Source organism: Vibrio aestuarianus (genome assembly GCF_012395185.1).
Taxonomy (GTDB): Bacteria; Pseudomonadota; Gammaproteobacteria; order Enterobacterales; family Vibrionaceae; genus Vibrio; species Vibrio aestuarianus.
The window spans coordinates 84,695-102,678 of the sequence record NZ_JAAZTU010000001.1; the positions used below are offsets into that span (position 1 = coordinate 84,695).

Sequence of the window (17,984 nt, forward strand, 5' to 3'; positions counted from 1 at the left end):
TGTGATTGGTATAAGAGAGATTATGTGGCCATCGGTGATGCCTTGGCTAGCGGTAATAAAAAACCCGCACTAGGCGGGTTTGTGTAGACAATATAGCATTAGCTAGTCAGCAGTTTTTGTAGTTTGTCACGCTGAGTTTCGATATGAGCCCGTTCCGGTCCTTGCTCTTGGCAGTGCTCTAAAATGTAATCTAAAGAGTTTAGAACTGTCCGCCAACGAGGGGTTTTTGGTAGTGTCTCTATTCGCAAGTATTTATCTAATGTCCTTGTCTGCAGAGTGCTTCTATCAAGATACACCCGCCACAAGCCACTTTGTTCGGCGAAGGTAAACTTGCTTTGGCTAGTCACTCGCTCCCAGTAATCTAAAGCACAAGTCATGGCCTCTACTAGAACTTCACGCATCAGATCTTGCTTTGACTGGTTATCTCCCGATACTTTGTCAGCAATACGGGTAAACTCCCCACCGAGCTCTTTTAATTGTTGAAGTTTCTCTCTATCACCTTCAAAAGCATAACTCGAGAGTGCTTCGATGGCGGTTTCCAGATTATTAATGCGAGCGGCGTTAATATTTCCCCCAACATTAAAAATATACATAGCTTGCAGCCCAGAGCCTTCTGGTAATCGTAGAATATCGGCAGACATGTGCTGACGAGTATCATCGACATAAATATCGATATTGCCGCAATAGTGTTCTTGATCGACAACTAAGTACTTTGGTGCGATCAATTCATCGGCATTAGAGCGTTTTAACTGCTCCTGGCTGCGCCTGAATAACCTAGCGGCGGCCTCATTAGCAAAACGTACTTTATGGTCATCTCGAATGCAGATAATTGCCTCTGGTGCTGACTCTAGTTGTTCAAGAAGGCGCCCTTGTGTTTCTAGTAAGCTGGCTTCGACCATGGCCCGATGTTTAAGTTCTTGCTGTAGTTGTTTGTTTTCGATGCGGCGCTGCTCTGCCTTACTAGCAGATAGATGAGCCACGATACGAGCTGCTAATTCATGTTTATTAAATGGTTTTGATAGGTAATCATTAGCACCAGCATCAAAGCCACGAACACGATCATCAGTCTGATTTAATGCGGTAAGCATAATGATAGGCAGCTCAGCGTGGTCGTACTGTTCTCTGAGTTTTTCACAAACTTGATAACCGCTAAGACCTGGCATCATGATATCGAGTAGCAACAGTTCTGGTTTTTGTTGTTCAACGGCCGCCAATACTTCATTGCCATCTTTTACTGTGCGGACTTGATAGCCCTCTAAGCGTAAGAAACTGTCTAACACTCGTAAATTGACGGGTTCATCATCAGCGACTAGAAGCAGTGGACCAGAATTATTATCAGGGAGAGTGCTCGCTTCTGGCTGCTCTATTTCTGCAATTTCAGGTGCTTGGAAGTGGCGCGGCTCTATATGACTGGCAAATTGGATCTCTTGGTCTGAGGCTATCGGTAGGGTAAAGCTAAAGGTAGTACCTACCATAGGCTGGCTGCTGACATACAGCGTACCGTGCATCAGTTCAATCAGTTGACGGCTAATCGAAAGCCCAAGTCCAGCACCTTGACGGTAGCGACTTGCATCTTGTCCTGCTTGAATAAGAGGTTCAAAAATATGCTCAAGCTGTTCTGCTGGAATTCCTTGCCCAGTATCGACGACTTGCACACGAATCTTGTCATCGACGACATTGGCTGAAATAACAATTTTACCTTCAGTCGTATATTTAATCGCATTACCGATTAAGTTATAGAGTACCTGCTCGAGTCTTTGTGGATCGGCTGAAACCCAAACACATTCATCAGGGACTTGGTTAATAATGCGTATTGGTTTTTTACCCAGTAGGTGGCTTGAAAGCTCTAACACTAAACGGGTTGCGCTAGAGAGATCAACAGCACAGCGGTTGATATCCAAACTGCCATAACGCATTTTATGGTAGTCCAATAGGTCATCAACTAAGTTTGCTAAGCGTTGTCCACTGCTGATGATAATGCCTAATTGGTAACGATGATCAGCCGTAATCGGGCCATTGGCCCCAGAGACTAAGGCTTCTGCAATCCCCACCATACCGTGCAAAGGTGTTCTTAATTCGTGTGAGGTGGTCGCGAGAAATTCATCTTTTAATTTATTGGCTAAGTGTAGTTCTTCATTTTGTTTGCGGATCAGTTGGATATTGCTTTCAAGTTCTTTGTTTTGCGATTTGATCAACTGCATTTTTTCACGAATAGAACGTTGCATGCGTTCAAAGCTAACCGCCAAACGGCCGATCTCATCTTTGCGTTCAGTATTGATGACGTTTTCATCCAGATCACCTGCGGATACTTTTTCGGCAGCCCATGTCAGCTTCAATAGTGGAGACGTAATGAAGTTGGATAAGTAGTGAGAGGCGATGACCACTAAAATAATGGCTGTCAGCATGGCAAAAATAAACAGTTTTTCTAGCTGGTGGACTCGTGCGTAAGCTTCTTTCTCTGGAAGTTCAACGACTAAAGCCCACTGTAGGCCAGTGGTGATAATCGGAGTGTAGGCCGCGATGGTTTTTTCGTCTAAGGTATTGGTATAGGTGCCAACTGAACTGATTCCAGAGAGCGCCAGATCAATCACCTTTTGGCTTTTATCGATTTCTGCTTGTTGATATTCCAAGGTACGGGAGAGGTGATCTTGACTCACTAGCAAGGTTCTTATTTGTGAGGTTTTATTGGTATCAGCCATCAGTTTTGTAATGCCATTATTTGGCAAACGGAACATGGCATAACTGTGCAGATAACCTTGCTGAATGATCGGTGCCCCTAGCCACGCGACTTGTTTGCCATCTTGTGGTGAAAAATCGGAAACGATGACCGGAGTATATTCCCCATTACTTTTATGATGCTCGCTGACTTCTTGTGTCAAACGGCGGAAGGTTTTTCCTATATTGGAGTCTTTATATTTTCCGGTTAATAGGTTCGTGCCGTAGTTATCATATTTATAGACTGAATAAACGACGTCACCAGCAATATCGACTAATAAGATATCATCAAAATCCGAGCGTTTAAGTAATTCTAAATAAGCCCAGTGATAGCGTTTATGCAACAAACGATATCTTTCACTGCCCACATAGCTACTTGATTGAGGCAAAATTGACGTTTTTATTTGATCGCCAGAACCTGGGATGTAGCGCTGCTGCGCATGTTCTCGAGCCTGTGCAATATCTGGCCCAAGTCTTTGAAATGCATTAACTAAACCGTAAAATCTCCCACCACTAGCATAGGCAAGTTCTGAACGAACAAAACCCATCACTTCTGATTCTTTTGCTGCGAAGTAGTCGAACAATTGCTGCTGCTTGTTATCACGAACGGAAAGTAAGTGGGAGGTGCTTTGTTCTTGCAAATCTTGACTGTGTGATTGGAGGAAAAAGATGGCCATCACCGTCAAAGGGGTGATACTGAGTACCAGAAAAGCCAGCATCAATGTGTTTTGCAGGCGTTTGAATTTTTGCTTACGAGAGAACCTAAACATAGAAAAAAGCGTTACTTTCTGTGAGGCTTTAACCGTTTCCAGTTAAAGCAAATGAAAAACAAAGAAAACTTAAAGCAACGAAATTAACAAGTTTTTTTACTTTGACAAGTAAGTCCTATTGAAAGTGTTGTCATCAACGCAAAATTAGGTATAACAGTGGGTGACACGGCGGTAGTTCGATCATTTTAACCGTCAAAATGAAATATTTTAAGACTTCTTAGCATGATAAATGACAAATTTATTAGTCTTATTTATCGTCTCACAATTACCATAGGCGTGATTGATAATCGGGGCATATTTTAGAAAACTATTGGCGACGATAAATAGCTCACCATCCGATGTTTGATGGCTTGGTGCATCCGCGAGTAAGGTTTCAGTTGCGCTATAGCTAGTCTCTAAACCTGAATGGAATGGTGGGTTGCTAACGATAAATTGGTAGTCGCTGTTTGTATCTGAATAGACATCTGAAGCAAACACATTTCCGCTTAAGCCATTAGCGGCTAAAGTTGCTTTACTTGATTCAATAGCCAGTGCGCTAATATCACACATTTCCAACTCAATACTGCTATTGAGTGTTGCCATAACACCACCGAGCACACCAGCACCACAACCGAAATCAAGCACTTTACCTTTGAGGTTTGGTAGTGTGTCGAGCAATAACTGGCTACCGAGATCAAACTCACCATGGCTGAATACACCTGGTAGACTTTTCACAATCAATGAATGTTGTTGATATTGAACTTGATAGGTTTTGAACCAGCCATTGATGTCAAAGGTGGCTGCTTGCTCGCTACACTGCCCCCAATAAAAAGAACAACGACGCGCAGAGTCATACTTTTTTACGATGCCGTAGGGTTGGAACATTTTTTCGATGCTCTTTACACCGGATCTATTTTCACCAACCACCACGACCTCGGTATCTTTACCCAATTTAGCAAGTAGCATGGCAAGCAGATACTCCGCTTCCAACTTAGCTTTAGGCCAGTAAAGTAAGATCAGATCAGCGTTGGTTTCTGCTACAAATTGAGCGCCAAAATATCGTTGTATTTGGCTATGAGCGTTTAACTGGCGATAGTAACCATAATGGGTAGTGAACACCGAAACTGAACGGCAATGATGAGTTAATTCAACCGGAAATAGGTCTTCAACCTCTCCGGCAACTAAAACATGCTTATCGGCGAAATAAGCGAGTTGACGTTGGGCAATTTGACTCGGTGCGGTGTAAGTTAACATGGGGAGCTCTACGCTAAAAAATAGGGGGCGATTTTCGCATAATCGCCCCCTTGCTTGAAGTTATTTCTGCTGTATTTAGTTGTTGTCTTGCTGGTTTAGAAACTCTTTAAATTCTTCTTCATAAATGTTGAACAGCACCATGGTAATGGCAAAAATCAATGGACCATAAATTAAGCCAATCAAACCAAATAGTTGAATACCACCTAGTAATGAAAAGAAAATCAGTAAAGTGTTCATACCTGAGCTGCCTTGCATTAATAGTGGGCGAAGTAGGTTATCGATAGAGCCGACAATTGCAATGCTCCAAACCGCAAGGAAAATGGCCCAAGTTGTATCGCCTATCAAAAATAAATAAGCGGTGGCTGGAATCCAAATTAATGCTGTACCAACGACTGGAATGAACGAGGCAAAGCCCATCATGGTTCCCCAGAATAGGCCAGGGAAACCTGCAAGCCACATTCCCAAACCACCAGCAAACCCTTGTGCTATTGCTGTCAAAAATGACCCCATTACTGCTGATTTAGAGACTTGCTCAATTTCAGATAGTAGCTTGTCTTCTTGGGTGCGTGAAAATGGCAGTATGTGCCTAATGGCATTGATGATTTTGTCGTGATCGCGTAATAAAAAGAACAACACGAACAGCATCAAAAAGAAATCCATCAAAAAGTTGGTGGCATCGCCAAGGATTCTTGCACTAATACTGACCAGATTCGAGCCAAATGAAGTGGCAAATTGTCCTACTCTTTGTGCGATCTGTTGTGGCTGTATTTCATCAAAAGGTAAGTATTGGTTAGCGATCGATAACCCTTTAACCACCCAAGGATGAGCAAAAACGGTTTGGATGCCGCCATGAGTCACCCATTGATACATATTTTGAGAAAATAAAGAGCCTTGTTGGACGATCGCCGCGAAAACAAATAGCAATGGAATCACAATAATAAAAGTTAAGATCACGCAGGAAATGAGCGAAACAGTATTTTTATGTTTCGGCATTTTGCGTTCAAGCCATTCGTGAATAGGGAACATCAGTAACGAAATAATAAAGGCCATCACAATGGAGTTAATATAAGGCTCGACTAGTAAATAGCACGCTATTGCAGAAGCCAGTAGTGCAAACACCAACACCCAATGACTAGAGGTTATTTTTATTTTTTCAGGCACGTTTTATTCTCACAAAATAAGGTATTGGTTTTATAATGGCTGCAAATCAGCGCGTTATCAATGAGGAACTGTGGATATGGGGTGTTGCAACAATGAAAAAGAGTGCAGTGGAAAGTCACATCAGCGGCGCAAAGTGCCTTGGTTTGCCCTCACTTTGCTCGTACTTGGTGTGCTAGTTGTACTAAATTGGCAATAAAAAAGGCTGCGTGTGCAGCCTTTATGGTACGTGTTCCTAACGATAGGGACACAAAAGATAGTGTTTAAGCTTCAGATGCAATAATCGCTAAGCTGCGATCAGCCGCTTCTAGTGTTGCTTCAATCTCTTTGGTGCCATGAGCTAATGAAGTAAAGCTCGCTTCAAAAGCAGAAGGCGCTAGGTATACACCGTGCTCAAGCATTAAATGGAAGAAGCGTTTAAAGCGTTCAACATCGCACTTTGTTACTTCTTCATAGCATGTCACACGTTCTTGTTCGGTAAAGAAGAAGCCGAACATGCCACCCACTTGGTTAACCACCATTGGAATACCGTGTTTGTCTGCTAATTCTTTAAATCCATCAGCTAACTGCTTAGTTTTCGAATTTAGGCGTTTTTCATTGCCTTCTTCTTTCAGTAGCGATAAACATGCATAACCAGCTGCCATTGCCACAGGGTTTCCTGATAGCGTCCCCGCTTGGTAAACAGGCCCGGTCGGTGCGATATATTGCATCACTTCTTTACGTCCACCAAATGCGCCAACAGGCATGCCACCGCCAATCACTTTACCTAACGTCGTTAAATCAGGTTTTATGTTGTAGTATGCTTGAGCGCCACCTAAAGCAACACGGAAACCAGTCATGACTTCATCAAAAATCAGTAGTGCGCCTTCTTGATCACAGATTTCACGCAGCCCTTCATGAAAGCCTTCAACTGGTGGAATACAGTTCATGTTGCCAGCAACAGGTTCAACGATAATACAGGCAATTTCACCTTTATTCGCGGCAAATAGCTCACGGACTGAATTTAAATCATTAAACGTTGCGGTTAAGGTATGTTTAGCAAAGTCAGCCGGAACACCTGGAGAGCTTGGTTGACCCAAAGTTAGTGCGCCAGAACCAGCTTTCACCAGCAAGCTATCAGCGTGGCCATGGTAGCAGCCTTCGAATTTCATGATTTTATCGCGGCCAGTATATCCACGAGCTAAACGAATCGCGCTCATAGTAGCTTCAGTACCTGAACTAACCATGCGCAGTTGTTCCATCGATGGCACCAGTTCAGAGACCAGTTCTGCCATATCAATTTCCATTTCAGTGGGTGCACCGAAGCTTAGGCCGCGCTGCGCTGCGCTGATCACTGCTTCACGGATAACCACGTGGTTATGACCTAAAATCATTGGCCCCCAAGAACCAACGTAATCGATATAGGCTTTGCCATCGGCATCAAAAATTAAAGGGCCATCTGCGCGGTCGATAAAAATCGGCGAGCCGCCAACACCATTAAAAGCACGGACTGGAGAATTAACACCGCCAGGAATAGATCGTTGTGCTTTTTGGTAAAGCTCTGCTGATTTGGTCATGGATTTATCCTCTTTTGCTCGTTCGGACCAGTTGCGGGGCATTGTATACCCAAATGGGCCAAAGACACTTTTTTTCACTGATTTTCTGAGCGCTTTCACAGCCAGCGGTGTTAAACATGGTGTACAACCGGTGATACAACCACTAGTTTGCTGTTCACTCTCTGTAAAATCAGAGTTTAAGTTAAGTGATGGTGAATACTTGAACGAATAGGTCAGGTATTGGATAATCGACTCATTATTAAAAAAGAGTCACCTTTGCAGGTATGAATTGATCATAATATACCCAAACAACTTGCAGTTGCAGTAGGCTGCTGGTGAGCTAACCCTCATGAGCATAGATAAACGATGTGATGGGGTGAGCGAACGTAGCCAATTCCGCTGTAGTTTCAAGTTGGAAAGGTATAAACCTGACGGGTATTTACACGAGTGAGAGAGGTCATCGTGAGTGAAGTAAACGTACCATTGTCGTTTTCTGATACAGCTGCAAAACGCGTTCAAATGTTAATTGCTGAAGAAGAAAACCCTGCATTAAAGCTGCGTGTATACATTACAGGTGGTGGTTGTAGCGGTTTCCAGTATGGTTTTACCTTTGATGAAAATGTCAACGAAGGTGATACCACTATTGTTAATAGCGGTGTAACCCTAGTGGTTGACCCTATGAGCTTACAATATCTCATTGGCGGTGTTGTTGATTATACCGAAGGGTTGGAAGGTTCACGTTTTTTTGTGAATAACCCTAATGCCACAACAACATGCGGTTGTGGTGCATCATTTAGCGTATAAATGATGCATATTTAGCTAGACAAATAAACTAGTTAACAAGCCCTACGTATGAGGATGTTTCGTAGGGCTTTGCCGTTCAGGCAATAACATAATAAGGGATTATCTATGCCAGATACTCAGGCGAGCAACCGACAGTTTGGTGGCTTTTTTACGCAAAGACCATGGCTTATTTCTACTTTTTTCATCCTGCTTCTTGCTCTTTGGCTAGGACTTGGTTCATTGAAAGCCGAAGAACCTCGCCAGAAATCCGTCACAACAATTCCCTTAGCTAAAGTTGTTTACCAATCATTTCAAGCACAACAAACCGATAAACGCATTGATTTATACGGTCGAACGGCACCGGATCGCGTAGCAACGATTGGCGCTGAAATTGCGGGGAAAATTACTCAATTAACAGCTACTAAAGGTCAATCAATCACCAAAGGGCAACCAATCGTTACCATTGATAAAGGTGATTTAGCCGCACAACTAGACAGCGCTAAAGCGCTTTTACAAGTGAAGCAAAAAGAGTTTAAAGCCGCGCAGTCATTGAAAAATCGAGGTTTGCAAGGTGAGGTGGCGTTTGCTACCGCGCAGGCAGCTTTAGCCGATGCCAAGGCGATGGAAAGCCGTGCAAAATTAGCGTTGCGTAATACCTCGGTGGTTGCTCCTTTTGACGGTATTGTTGAAAACCTTTTGGTAGAAAAGGGTGACTTTGTTGGTATCGGTGATCCGATAGCGACGTTTATTGATTTAAGTAAATTAGTCATCGAAGCGGATGTGAGCGAGAGACATATCCAGAAAATAAAACAAGATCAGCTCGCCACAATTCGTTTTATTGATGATTCAACGGTAGAAGGTCGGGTGAGGTATATTTCACGGGTTTCTTCACCGACCACCAATACTTTTGCTATTGAAGTTGAACTGGCTAACCCAAATCAGGCCATTCCAGCCGGCGTTAGCGCAGAGGTAGAGCTCAGTCTAGAAACACAACTTGCCGTAAAAGTCACACCTGCGATGCTTGCTTTGGATGCTGATGGCAACCTTGGCGTTAAAACCTTAGTTGAAGATCGCGTCCGTTTTATGCCTATCAATCTCGTCAAAGCAGAGCAAGACGGAGTATGGCTAACTGGGCTTGGTGAGAAGGTTGATATTATCACCGTTGGGCAAGGTTTTGTGCGAGATGGCGATCAAGTGATTGCGGTCAAGCAAGCAAACGCTGAAGCCCAGTAGGAGGCGCGATGTTTTCCATCATTGATGCGGCGCTATCACGTTCGCGAACCATGCTGTCATTACTGCTGTTGATTTTAATTGCGGGGGTTGCAACCTATTTGACCATTCCGAAAGAGTCTAGCCCTGACATCACAATTCCAATCATCTACGTTTCTGTCAGCCATCAAGGCATTTCACCGAGTGATGCCGAGCGTCTTATCGTACGCCCTTTAGAGCAGGAAATGCGCTCGATTGAGGGAGTAAAAGAGATGACTTCGAATGCTTCTGAAGGACATGCTTCGGTGGTGTTGGAGTTTAATGTTGGCGTTAATCTAGATAAAGCAATGGCAGATGTTCGAGATGCGGTTAACTTAGCAGAGCCAAAACTACCAGCAGACAGTGATGAGCCGACGGTCAATGAAGTGACGCTAGCTTCTGAGCAGCCGGTATTGTCGGTGGTGTTGTACGGTACTGTTCCTGAAAGAACAATTGTGCAAATTGCGCGTCAACTTCGAGATAAATTAGAGAGTTATCGTCAAGTGCTGGAAGTTGATATTGCAGGGGATCGTGACGATATTGTTGAGATCATCGCCGATCCGTTGTTAATGGAGAGCTACGGTTTAGACCAAGGTGATATCTATAACTTAATTGCGCTCAATAACCGAGTAGTTGCTGCCGGATTTGTAGATACTGGTTATGGTCGCTTTTCGGTGAAGGTCCCTTCAGTATTTGACTCACTGAAAGATGTATTAGAGCTTCCAGTTAAGGTTGATGGTAAGCAAGTGATCACTTTTGGTGATATTGCTACGGTCCGGCGGGCATTTCGTGACCCAGAAAGTTTTGCGCGTTTAGATGGTAAGTCTGCGGTGGTTTTGGATGTTAAAAAGCGGGCGGGCGAAAATATTATTGATACTGTGGAGCTAGTCAAAGCGGTAATGAACGAAGCGCAAAAGCGAGAGGAATGGCCAAGCAACTTACTAGTCAAATACACATGGGATGAATCCAAAGATGTGGAGATCATGCTCAATGATCTACAAAACAATATTCTTTCTGCCATTATTTTGGTGGTAATTGTTATTATCGCGATTTTGGGGATGAGAACCGCCCTGTTGGTCGGCATTTCGATCCCTGGATCATTTCTAACTGGGTTGTTGGTTCTGTCGCTGTTTGGTTTAACCGTTAACATTATCGTACTGTTTTCATTGATTATGGCCGTTGGCATGTTGGTTGATGGGGCGATAGTCGTCACGGAATTCGCTGATCGCCGCATGCAAGAAGGTACGCCTCGTAAACAGGCATATCGAGACGCAGCAAAACGCATGGCATGGCCGATCACCGCTTCAACCGCTACAACACTGGCTGCGTTTGCACCTTTGCTTTTCTGGCCAGATGTCACCGGTGAGTTCATGAAGTACTTACCGTTAACTTTGATAGCAACACTGGCTGCTTCTTTGGTGATGGCATTGTTATTCGTGCCGGTACTAGGTGGTTTAATTGGACGGCCACAATATGTCTCCACGCAAAATCAGGCTCGAATGCTAGCATTGCATGATGGTGATTTCACACAAGCAACGGGTATAACTAAGCTTTATTACCACACCCTTGCCATTGCGATTAAGCATCCACTAAAAATCTTACTCAGTGCTATTTTACTGGCGATTGCGATTGGTTTTACCTATGCCAAGGCAGGGCTAGGTGCCGAGTTTTTCCCTGAAGTTGATCCGCCCTATTTTAATGTCAAAGTACGATCTTATGGCGACCTTTCTATTCAAGAGAAAGATGTGATCATGCAGGAAATCGAGCAAGTGATGCTGGGCCATGAGGAGTTTGAAAGCGTTTATACTCGCACTGGTGGCGAAGATGAGATCGGTCAAATTCAAATAACTCCCGTTGATTGGCAATACCGGCGCAGTGTAAAAGCGATCATAGAAGAGCTCAAAGTCGCGACGGATCAATTTGCAGGTGTCGAAATTGAGTATAAATTTCCCGATGCTGGGCCACCGGTTGAGAATGATCTTGTGATCGAAATGTCGGCTCGCACCCCAGAAAACCTTGAAGCGGCGGCAAAAATGGTCAGACAATGGGCGGATAATAACCCCGCATTAACCAATATTAGTGACACTTCAAGCAAAGCGGGTATTGACTGGCGTGTTGATATTCGCCGCGATGATGCCTCACGGTTTTCCGCAGACGCCACCTTGGTCGGCAACACGGTTCAGTTTGTCACTAATGGCTTAAAGATTGGTGATTACTTGCCTGATGATGCGAATGAAGAAGTCGATATCTTGGTTCGTTATCCGGAAGAGAAGCGAGATATTGGTCGCTTTGATCAATTGCGAGTCAACACGCCAGTTGGTCTGGTGCCGATAACCAACTTTGCTCAGATTAAGCCTGACCATAAACAAGATACCATCAAGCGTATTGATGGACGGCGCGTTATCGACATTATGGCGGATCTCAATGAAGGCTATAACCTTGCGTTAGAGTTACCGAAAGTGACTCAAGCTTTGTCTGAGCTAAACTTACCGAGCGGTGTTGAATTTAAGTTGCGTGGTCAAAATGAAGAGCAGGAGCATTCATCAGCGTTCCTGCAAAATGCATTTTTGATTGCCCTAGCTGTTATGGCGCTAATTCTGGTCACCCAATTCAACAGTTTCTATCAAGCGTTCCTCATTTTAAGTGCGGTGCTGTTCTCAACGGTCGGCGTTTTTGCTGGGTTACTGATCTTCCAAAAACCGTTTGGCATTATTATGTCAGGAATTGGTGTGATCGCGCTGGCTGGCATAGTGGTGAACAACAACATAGTTCTGATTGATACCTACAACCAATTGCTACGCCGAGGCTTATCAAAGCAAGATGCAATTTTACGTACAGGTGTGCAGCGTTTAAGGCCGGTAATGCTGACTACGGTGACAACCATTCTTGGTTTATTACCCATGGTTCTTGAAATGAACATTGACCTGATTAACCAAAAAATTGAGTTTGGTGCGCCAAGTACCCAGTGGTGGTCACAGCTTGCGACGGCAGTTGCTGGTGGGTTGACCTTTGCAACGGTGTTAACCTTAGTATTGACGCCTTGTTTACTGATGCTTGGGCGGCAACGGGTTGAGACTGACAGTGAAAATAGCTAACGTGACAAAGATAAAGCCCATAGCATTGGGCTTTATCTTTAGTCATCAAATCAGCAAATTATTATTTGCTAGCGTACAATAGTTGACTATAGCGTTCTAATTTACCCATACGAATTTGTGCGTTGGCAATGAAGGTCGTTTTCGCTTTGCCCGTTAGTGATTTTGACTGCGGTAAAGAGACCGTTCTTGGGTTTTTATGCACTCCGTTAACCAGAAATTCATAGTGCAAGTGCGGGCCCGTAACTCGCCCTGTACCACCTAAAGTACCAATGGTTTGTCCTTGCTTAACACGCTGACCGGTTTTGACCATGCGGCGTTGTAAGTGCAAATATTTGGTTATGTAGGTATTGCTATGGCGGATAAATACGTAATTACCATTAAATTGGTTATAGCTCGATTTCTCGACAACGCCATCACCGGCGGCCCAAATTGGCGTGCCAACAGGAGCGGCGTAATCAGTACCACGGTGGGCGGTTACTTTTCCTGTCACTGGGTGGCGGCGCGTTGGGTTGAAGTTTGAAGACACACGACGAAAATCGATAGGCGAGCGTAAGAAGGCTTTTTTCATCGCACGACCATTTTCATCGTAGTAATTGCCCGTGCTGTCATCAAGAATGGCGGTGAACTGCGTACCTTGGTTGGTAAAGGTGGCGGCAATAATATTTCCTCGACCAATGATTTCACCCTCAACCACTTTTTCTTGATAAAGCAATTTGAACTGGTCACCTTCACGAATATCAAGAGCAAAATCGATGTCCCAGCCAAATATCCCCGCTAATTCCATAATTTGGTTAGCTGTCAGGCCCGCGGATATAGCAGCATTCCAGAAATTAGAGGTAATGCTCGCTTCAGCATAATTGTATTGGTACATCACCTCTTTTTTATCAAATTCAGAGGTGAAATTGTTCCCAGACTTGGTAATGCGGAAACTTTCAAAAGCATTAATTTTTCGTTTGAGTTGAATTAGCTCATTATTTTCATCAAACCCGAACTGCAGCTCATCACCAGGGTTTAAGCGTGATAATTGGTGGTTAATATCATCATTAGTCGATGTGAGTTGATAAAGTAAACGCGAAGATAGCCCAATACGTTGAAATAGTACGGCGGTACTTTCGCCTGGGCGAACCTGATACTTTTCCCAACGCAATACCGCTGATGGAGCGATGGAGACGCCGGGGGAGAGTGCTTCAGCGTTTATTGTCAGTGGATAATGCCGACCAATTTCCAAGCGTTCTTGATCTCTCGATAGGTCTTTTGGAGCGGGCAGAAAAAACAGAGCAAATACAATGATGGCACTGAGAAAAGCGATAAGGGCTCTGTGTATCCAAGGAAGACGAGCAAAAATAGACAGCATATTCAGGTTCGTTTAGTAAATTATAAAAAAATTGGTCAGTTCGTTAGTCTAACTGGTTTCAAAAAGCATCGCTATTCAAGTAAGATGTTCAACTATTAAATTTTGCCAAATCTGTAGGAGTGAACAAGAATGGCGAGTATTGAAGCGGCTTTAGCTGAGATTAAACGCGGCGTTGAAGAGCTAATCCCAGAAGAAGAATTAATCGCGAAGCTAAAAGAAGGTCGCCCACTACGCATTAAGTTAGGCGCAGATCCAACGGCACCAGACATTCACCTTGGCCACACGGTGATTTTAAACAAACTTCGTACTTTCCAAGACCTTGGTCATGAAGTCACGTTTTTGATCGGTGATTTCACCGGTATGGTTGGTGATCCAAGTGGTAAAAATACCACTCGTCCACCGTTGACGCGTGAAGACGTATTGCGTAACGCTGAAACCTATAAAACGCAGGTGTTTAAAATCTTAGACCCAGCTAAAACTAAGATTCAGTTTAACTCGGAATGGTTATCGCAATTAGGTGCAGAAGGTATGATTCGCCTAGCATCAAACCAAACCGTGGCTCGTATGTTAGAGCGTGATGACTTTAAAAAGCGTTATGCGAACGGCCAACCTATTGCTATTCATGAATTTATGTATCCACTCCTACAGGGTTATGATTCAGTAGCAATGGAAACGGACGTTGAGTTAGGTGGTACTGACCAAAAATTCAACCTACTGATGGGGCGTGAATTGCAAAAAGCCAATGGTCAGAAGCCACAAATTGTGTTGATGATGCCATTGCTTGTCGGCTTAGACGGTGAGAAAAAAATGTCTAAGTCTGCGCATAACTACATCGGTGTTAGCGAATCACCAAGTGAAATGTTCGGTAAGATCATGTCGATCTCCGACACCTTGATGTGGAGCTACTATGAACTGCTTTCATTCCGTCCATTAGCGGAAATTGAACAGTTTAAAATGGATGTCGAAAGTGGTACTAACCCTCGCGATATTAAGATCTTACTTGCTAAAGAAATTATTGCTCGCTTCCATTCAGAAGCCGATGCCGATGCGGCTGAGCAAGAATTCATTAACCGTTTCCAAAAAGGCGCAATGCCTGACGAAATGCCAGAGTTTGAATTTGATGCAGGTATTGCAATTACCAACTTGTTAAAAGATGCAGGCCTAGTTGGCTCAACGTCTGATGCAATGCGAATGATTAAGCAAGGCGGCGCAAAGCAAGACGGTGAGAAAATCGAAGATACTAAGTATCTACCAACAGCTGGCACGTACGTTTATCAAGTTGGTAAGCGTAAGTTTGCTCGAGTCACGATAAAATAAGCCTATTGTGAACGTTAAAGCGCCTGCGGGCGCTTTTTTATTGGTTGCTTATTTATTCTATTTTTATGATTACTTATCAATAAGTTGGAATGAATTAAAAACTTTAAAATCAGGCTGTATTTTAGTTTTACTTTTGGTAGACTCTCGCCACTGCTAATTGGGCAGTACCTTCGGAGATTTATATGAACAATACCGACCATCCCCCTAGTATGAAGGGAGAAAAATAACCGCTTTCGGTACTGGCGATCTTCGTTCCTACCTTAGGTGGTAGGGCATTCCTTTTCTATTCAGTCCTTTCTATATTTTTCTCCTTATCTCTAGATTGAGATGAAAATCACTGATCAACGTTTTTATGACTGCAGCATTATTCGCTGCTGTGATATTGGGTTGTTTGGGGTTTCATTTCGGTGGTCGTTACCTTTGCCAATCGGGAGATTCGCCATGACGGTAATGAGCAACATCTATATTGAAAATTCACCAAGCTTTTCTCAAGAAGAGATCGGTGCAGCACGTAATGCATTTTTACAGTATGAGCAGGAGAAACAGGTACATTTACTCACCGTAATGCCTATTGAAGAGGCTGTCGCTATTTTGCGTCATTGCTCGGTGGGGTATGTGCAACAACTATTAACTGAATTAGACAAAGATGGTCATGACATGCGTGCACGTCACTATGCTAACCAACTTGGTTTTATTTATTCAGAGGTCGAAACCTCACAAAGCTATTTAACTACTAGTGTGCTCGAACACGTCAAACAACGTATTGGTTGGATCATTGTGCTAGCGCTATTAGGCATCGTATCAGGGCTTATTATTACCCAATACGAAGATACTTTAAGCCAACTCGTGTTATTAGCCGTGTACATGCCAGTCATCGCGGCGGCGGGTGGCAATACTGGCTCGCAAGCCGCGACATTGGTTGTACGCGCGTTAGCGGTTGGGGAATTAAAAAAGCGTCAATGGTTACTTGTGCTGTGGAAAGAGAGCCGGGTAGCTGTTTGCCTTGCTGTGGCGATTTCTGCGGTGATGGTCGCGCGCATTATGTTATTTAGTGATGCCAATTCAGCGGGTGGCTTTAGCTTGCAAAGTATTGCCTTGGCAATAGCAGTGGCGTTGTTTATCCAAGTGACGATTTCGACCACTATTGGCGGTATATTGCCGATAATTGCGCGAGTGTTTAAATTAGACCCCGCTGTGCTCGTCAGCCCTGTGCTGGCCTCTATGGTTGATATTTCTGGTATGTGGATCTATTTCAATGTGGTTAACTACTTCTTAGGATTAAGCTGACTGAATTTGACCACATCTTGGAAAAAAAGCGTCTCAAATTGAGTAATAGGAGCAGTAACATTAGGTTGGCTGCTTCTATTATTTGGGTAGTAATCGGTCACAAACTGGACGAATAGAGTACTCGGCTTGCCCTGTTTGTCTAAGCCAAACCCCGCCATGTTATAACTGCCGTATAACGAACCACTCTTGGCAACTAACTGCCCTTTAACATCTTGCCCGCGCATGCTAGAACGATAGCGTAAAGTGCCTGATTCGCCTGCTTTGGGCATTATCGCAATTAAGCCTAGTGTGTGATCATTTTGCCAAATGTAGTTGAGGATATTAGCCATACTGTCGATCGAAAGTCGATTATTTCGTGATAAACCGGAACCGTCAGCAAGTTGAGCATGTTCGAGATTGACCCCAGTGCGAGAGAAGATGATCTGTTTAATTGCCTCGGTACCATTATTAAAGCTGCCCGGTTGAATGAAAAAGTGGCGCCCCAATGTTTTTGTGAGGCTATCAGCGATCAAATTGTCCGATTCTTTGAGCATGATCTCTAGCAATACCTCAAGTGGCTGGGACTGGTGCTTTGCAATAACACGTCCTTTTTCTGTATGGTTGCTGCCCACTTTCACTTCACCTTCTAAGCTAATTCCGACCTGTTTTAGCTGTTTATAGATCATTCGAGTGGTATACAAGTTAGGATCTTGCACGGCAAATTTGAGCGGTAGCGGTTTACTCCGCTCGGCTAAGCAGCCATTTAATTGGTAATTATTTTGCTCAGAGGTGGTCAGTTCTAAATCGCAACGGGTACTTTCTTGTTCGAGTTTGCTAACCGTTTGCGCATTAGTCGTTACATGAATCGGGTACTGCTCAGGAACGTAGACGCGGGTTTTTCCATCATCTTGAGTATAAATAGAGGCCTGCACGCAGTTGCCATCTAAGGTGATGGCTGTAGAAGGGGCGCTATAACATACGCCTAGAATATCCCACGGCGAACCGACTGCGCGGTCGTAACCGCTAAAAGTGGAATTATCTAACCAGAGATCACCACTAATTCTACTTAATCCTTGTTTTTTGAGGGTGGTAAGTAGATTTTTGAGATCTTGGTTGGTTAATGTTGGATCGCCAGAAAAGCGAATGATGATGTCATTGCCACTGTGCGTGAGCGTAGTTGAAAAACGATATTGATCGCCGAGCTCCAGTTTGGCTGCTAGGGCAGTAACCAGCTTTAATGTGCTGGCTGGTGGAAAATAAAGACCGAGATTGTCTGTTTGCTGGAAAATATGTTCAGAACCTAATGGCTTTACCAGCAGCCCGACACGGCTGCCTTGAGGCAAGGCTTCAAGTGGCGAGTAGGCAAAGGCTGTAAAGGTAGAACTACTGAGTAGCAGCACAAAAGAAACAAGTGAGATAAAGCGGCGATGCAGTAGTGACATAATCAGTATTTCAAAACAGAGTGTGACTGACAGTATAGCGAGATACAAAAACGCCTGCTAGTCAGCAG

At 43.9% G+C, this 17,984-nt stretch carries 11 protein-coding genes; 5 read left to right on the forward strand and 6 right to left on the reverse strand.

The window, feature by feature from the left end:
- Positions 1 to 98 precede the first annotated feature (98 nt).
- The 4 genes from HGG78_RS00365 to hemL form a co-directional block, all read right to left on the reverse strand.
- Complete coding sequence (locus HGG78_RS00365) at positions 99 to 3,485, reverse strand: hybrid sensor histidine kinase/response regulator (RefSeq protein ID WP_172531786.1); 3,387 nt, start codon at positions 3,483 to 3,485, stop codon at positions 99 to 101.
- A gap of 207 nt (positions 3,486 to 3,692) precedes the next feature.
- Entirely contained in the window at positions 3,693 to 4,718 is a 1,026-nt protein-coding gene (rsmC, locus tag HGG78_RS00370; RefSeq protein ID WP_172531787.1) for a 16S rRNA (guanine(1207)-N(2))-methyltransferase RsmC, read from the reverse strand.
- 75 nt (positions 4,719 to 4,793) lie between these two features.
- Complete coding sequence (locus HGG78_RS00375) at positions 4,794 to 5,879, reverse strand: AI-2E family transporter (RefSeq protein WP_053311284.1); 1,086 nt, start codon at positions 5,877 to 5,879, stop codon at positions 4,794 to 4,796.
- Positions 5,880 to 6,139: 260 nt separating this feature from the next.
- On the reverse strand, positions 6,140 to 7,432 hold the full coding sequence (hemL, locus tag HGG78_RS00380) for a glutamate-1-semialdehyde 2,1-aminomutase (RefSeq protein ID WP_172531788.1): 1,293 nt from the start codon (positions 7,430 to 7,432) through the stop codon (positions 6,140 to 6,142).
- Between the two features lie 441 nt (positions 7,433 to 7,873).
- Here hemL and erpA point away from each other — a divergent pair, with 441 nt between their 5' ends.
- From erpA to HGG78_RS00395, 3 genes are all read left to right on the forward strand, one after another.
- Entirely contained in the window at positions 7,874 to 8,215 is a 342-nt protein-coding gene (gene erpA, locus HGG78_RS00385) for an iron-sulfur cluster insertion protein ErpA (RefSeq protein WP_053311281.1), read from the forward strand.
- A 105-nt stretch (positions 8,216 to 8,320) separates the two neighbouring features.
- Positions 8,321 to 9,427: an efflux RND transporter periplasmic adaptor subunit gene (locus HGG78_RS00390; protein WP_172531789.1), complete on the forward strand. Its 1,107-nt coding sequence runs from the start codon at positions 8,321 to 8,323 to the stop codon at positions 9,425 to 9,427.
- 8 nt (positions 9,428 to 9,435) lie between these two features.
- A complete protein-coding gene (locus tag HGG78_RS00395; protein WP_172531790.1) occupies positions 9,436 to 12,537 on the forward strand; it encodes an efflux RND transporter permease subunit in 3,102 nt (1,033 codons plus the stop codon).
- Between the two features lie 61 nt (positions 12,538 to 12,598).
- On the opposite strand, the gene HGG78_RS00400 is transcribed toward HGG78_RS00395, so the two are convergent.
- Positions 12,599 to 13,891 carry a peptidoglycan DD-metalloendopeptidase family protein gene (locus HGG78_RS00400; protein WP_172531791.1) on the reverse strand — a complete coding sequence of 431 codons (1,293 nt, stop codon included), beginning with the start codon at positions 13,889 to 13,891 and terminating at the stop codon, positions 12,599 to 12,601.
- A gap of 129 nt (positions 13,892 to 14,020) precedes the next feature.
- Here HGG78_RS00400 and tyrS point away from each other — a divergent pair, with 129 nt between their 5' ends.
- Both tyrS and HGG78_RS00410 read left to right on the forward strand, forming a co-directional pair.
- Positions 14,021 to 15,208 (forward strand): tyrosine--tRNA ligase, encoded by a 1,188-nt coding sequence (gene tyrS, locus HGG78_RS00405; protein WP_172531792.1) that lies wholly within the window; start codon positions 14,021 to 14,023, stop codon positions 15,206 to 15,208.
- A gap of 441 nt (positions 15,209 to 15,649) precedes the next feature.
- Entirely contained in the window at positions 15,650 to 16,495 is an 846-nt protein-coding gene (locus HGG78_RS00410) for a magnesium transporter (protein ID WP_172531823.1), read from the forward strand.
- On the opposite strand, the gene dacB is transcribed toward HGG78_RS00410, so the two are convergent.
- Positions 16,474 to 17,916 carry a serine-type D-Ala-D-Ala carboxypeptidase gene (gene dacB, locus HGG78_RS00415; RefSeq protein ID WP_053311275.1) on the reverse strand — a complete coding sequence of 481 codons (1,443 nt, stop codon included), beginning with the start codon at positions 17,914 to 17,916 and terminating at the stop codon, positions 16,474 to 16,476. The genes HGG78_RS00410 and dacB overlap by 22 nt on opposite strands.
- Between the last annotated feature and the right edge of the window lie 68 nt (positions 17,917 to 17,984).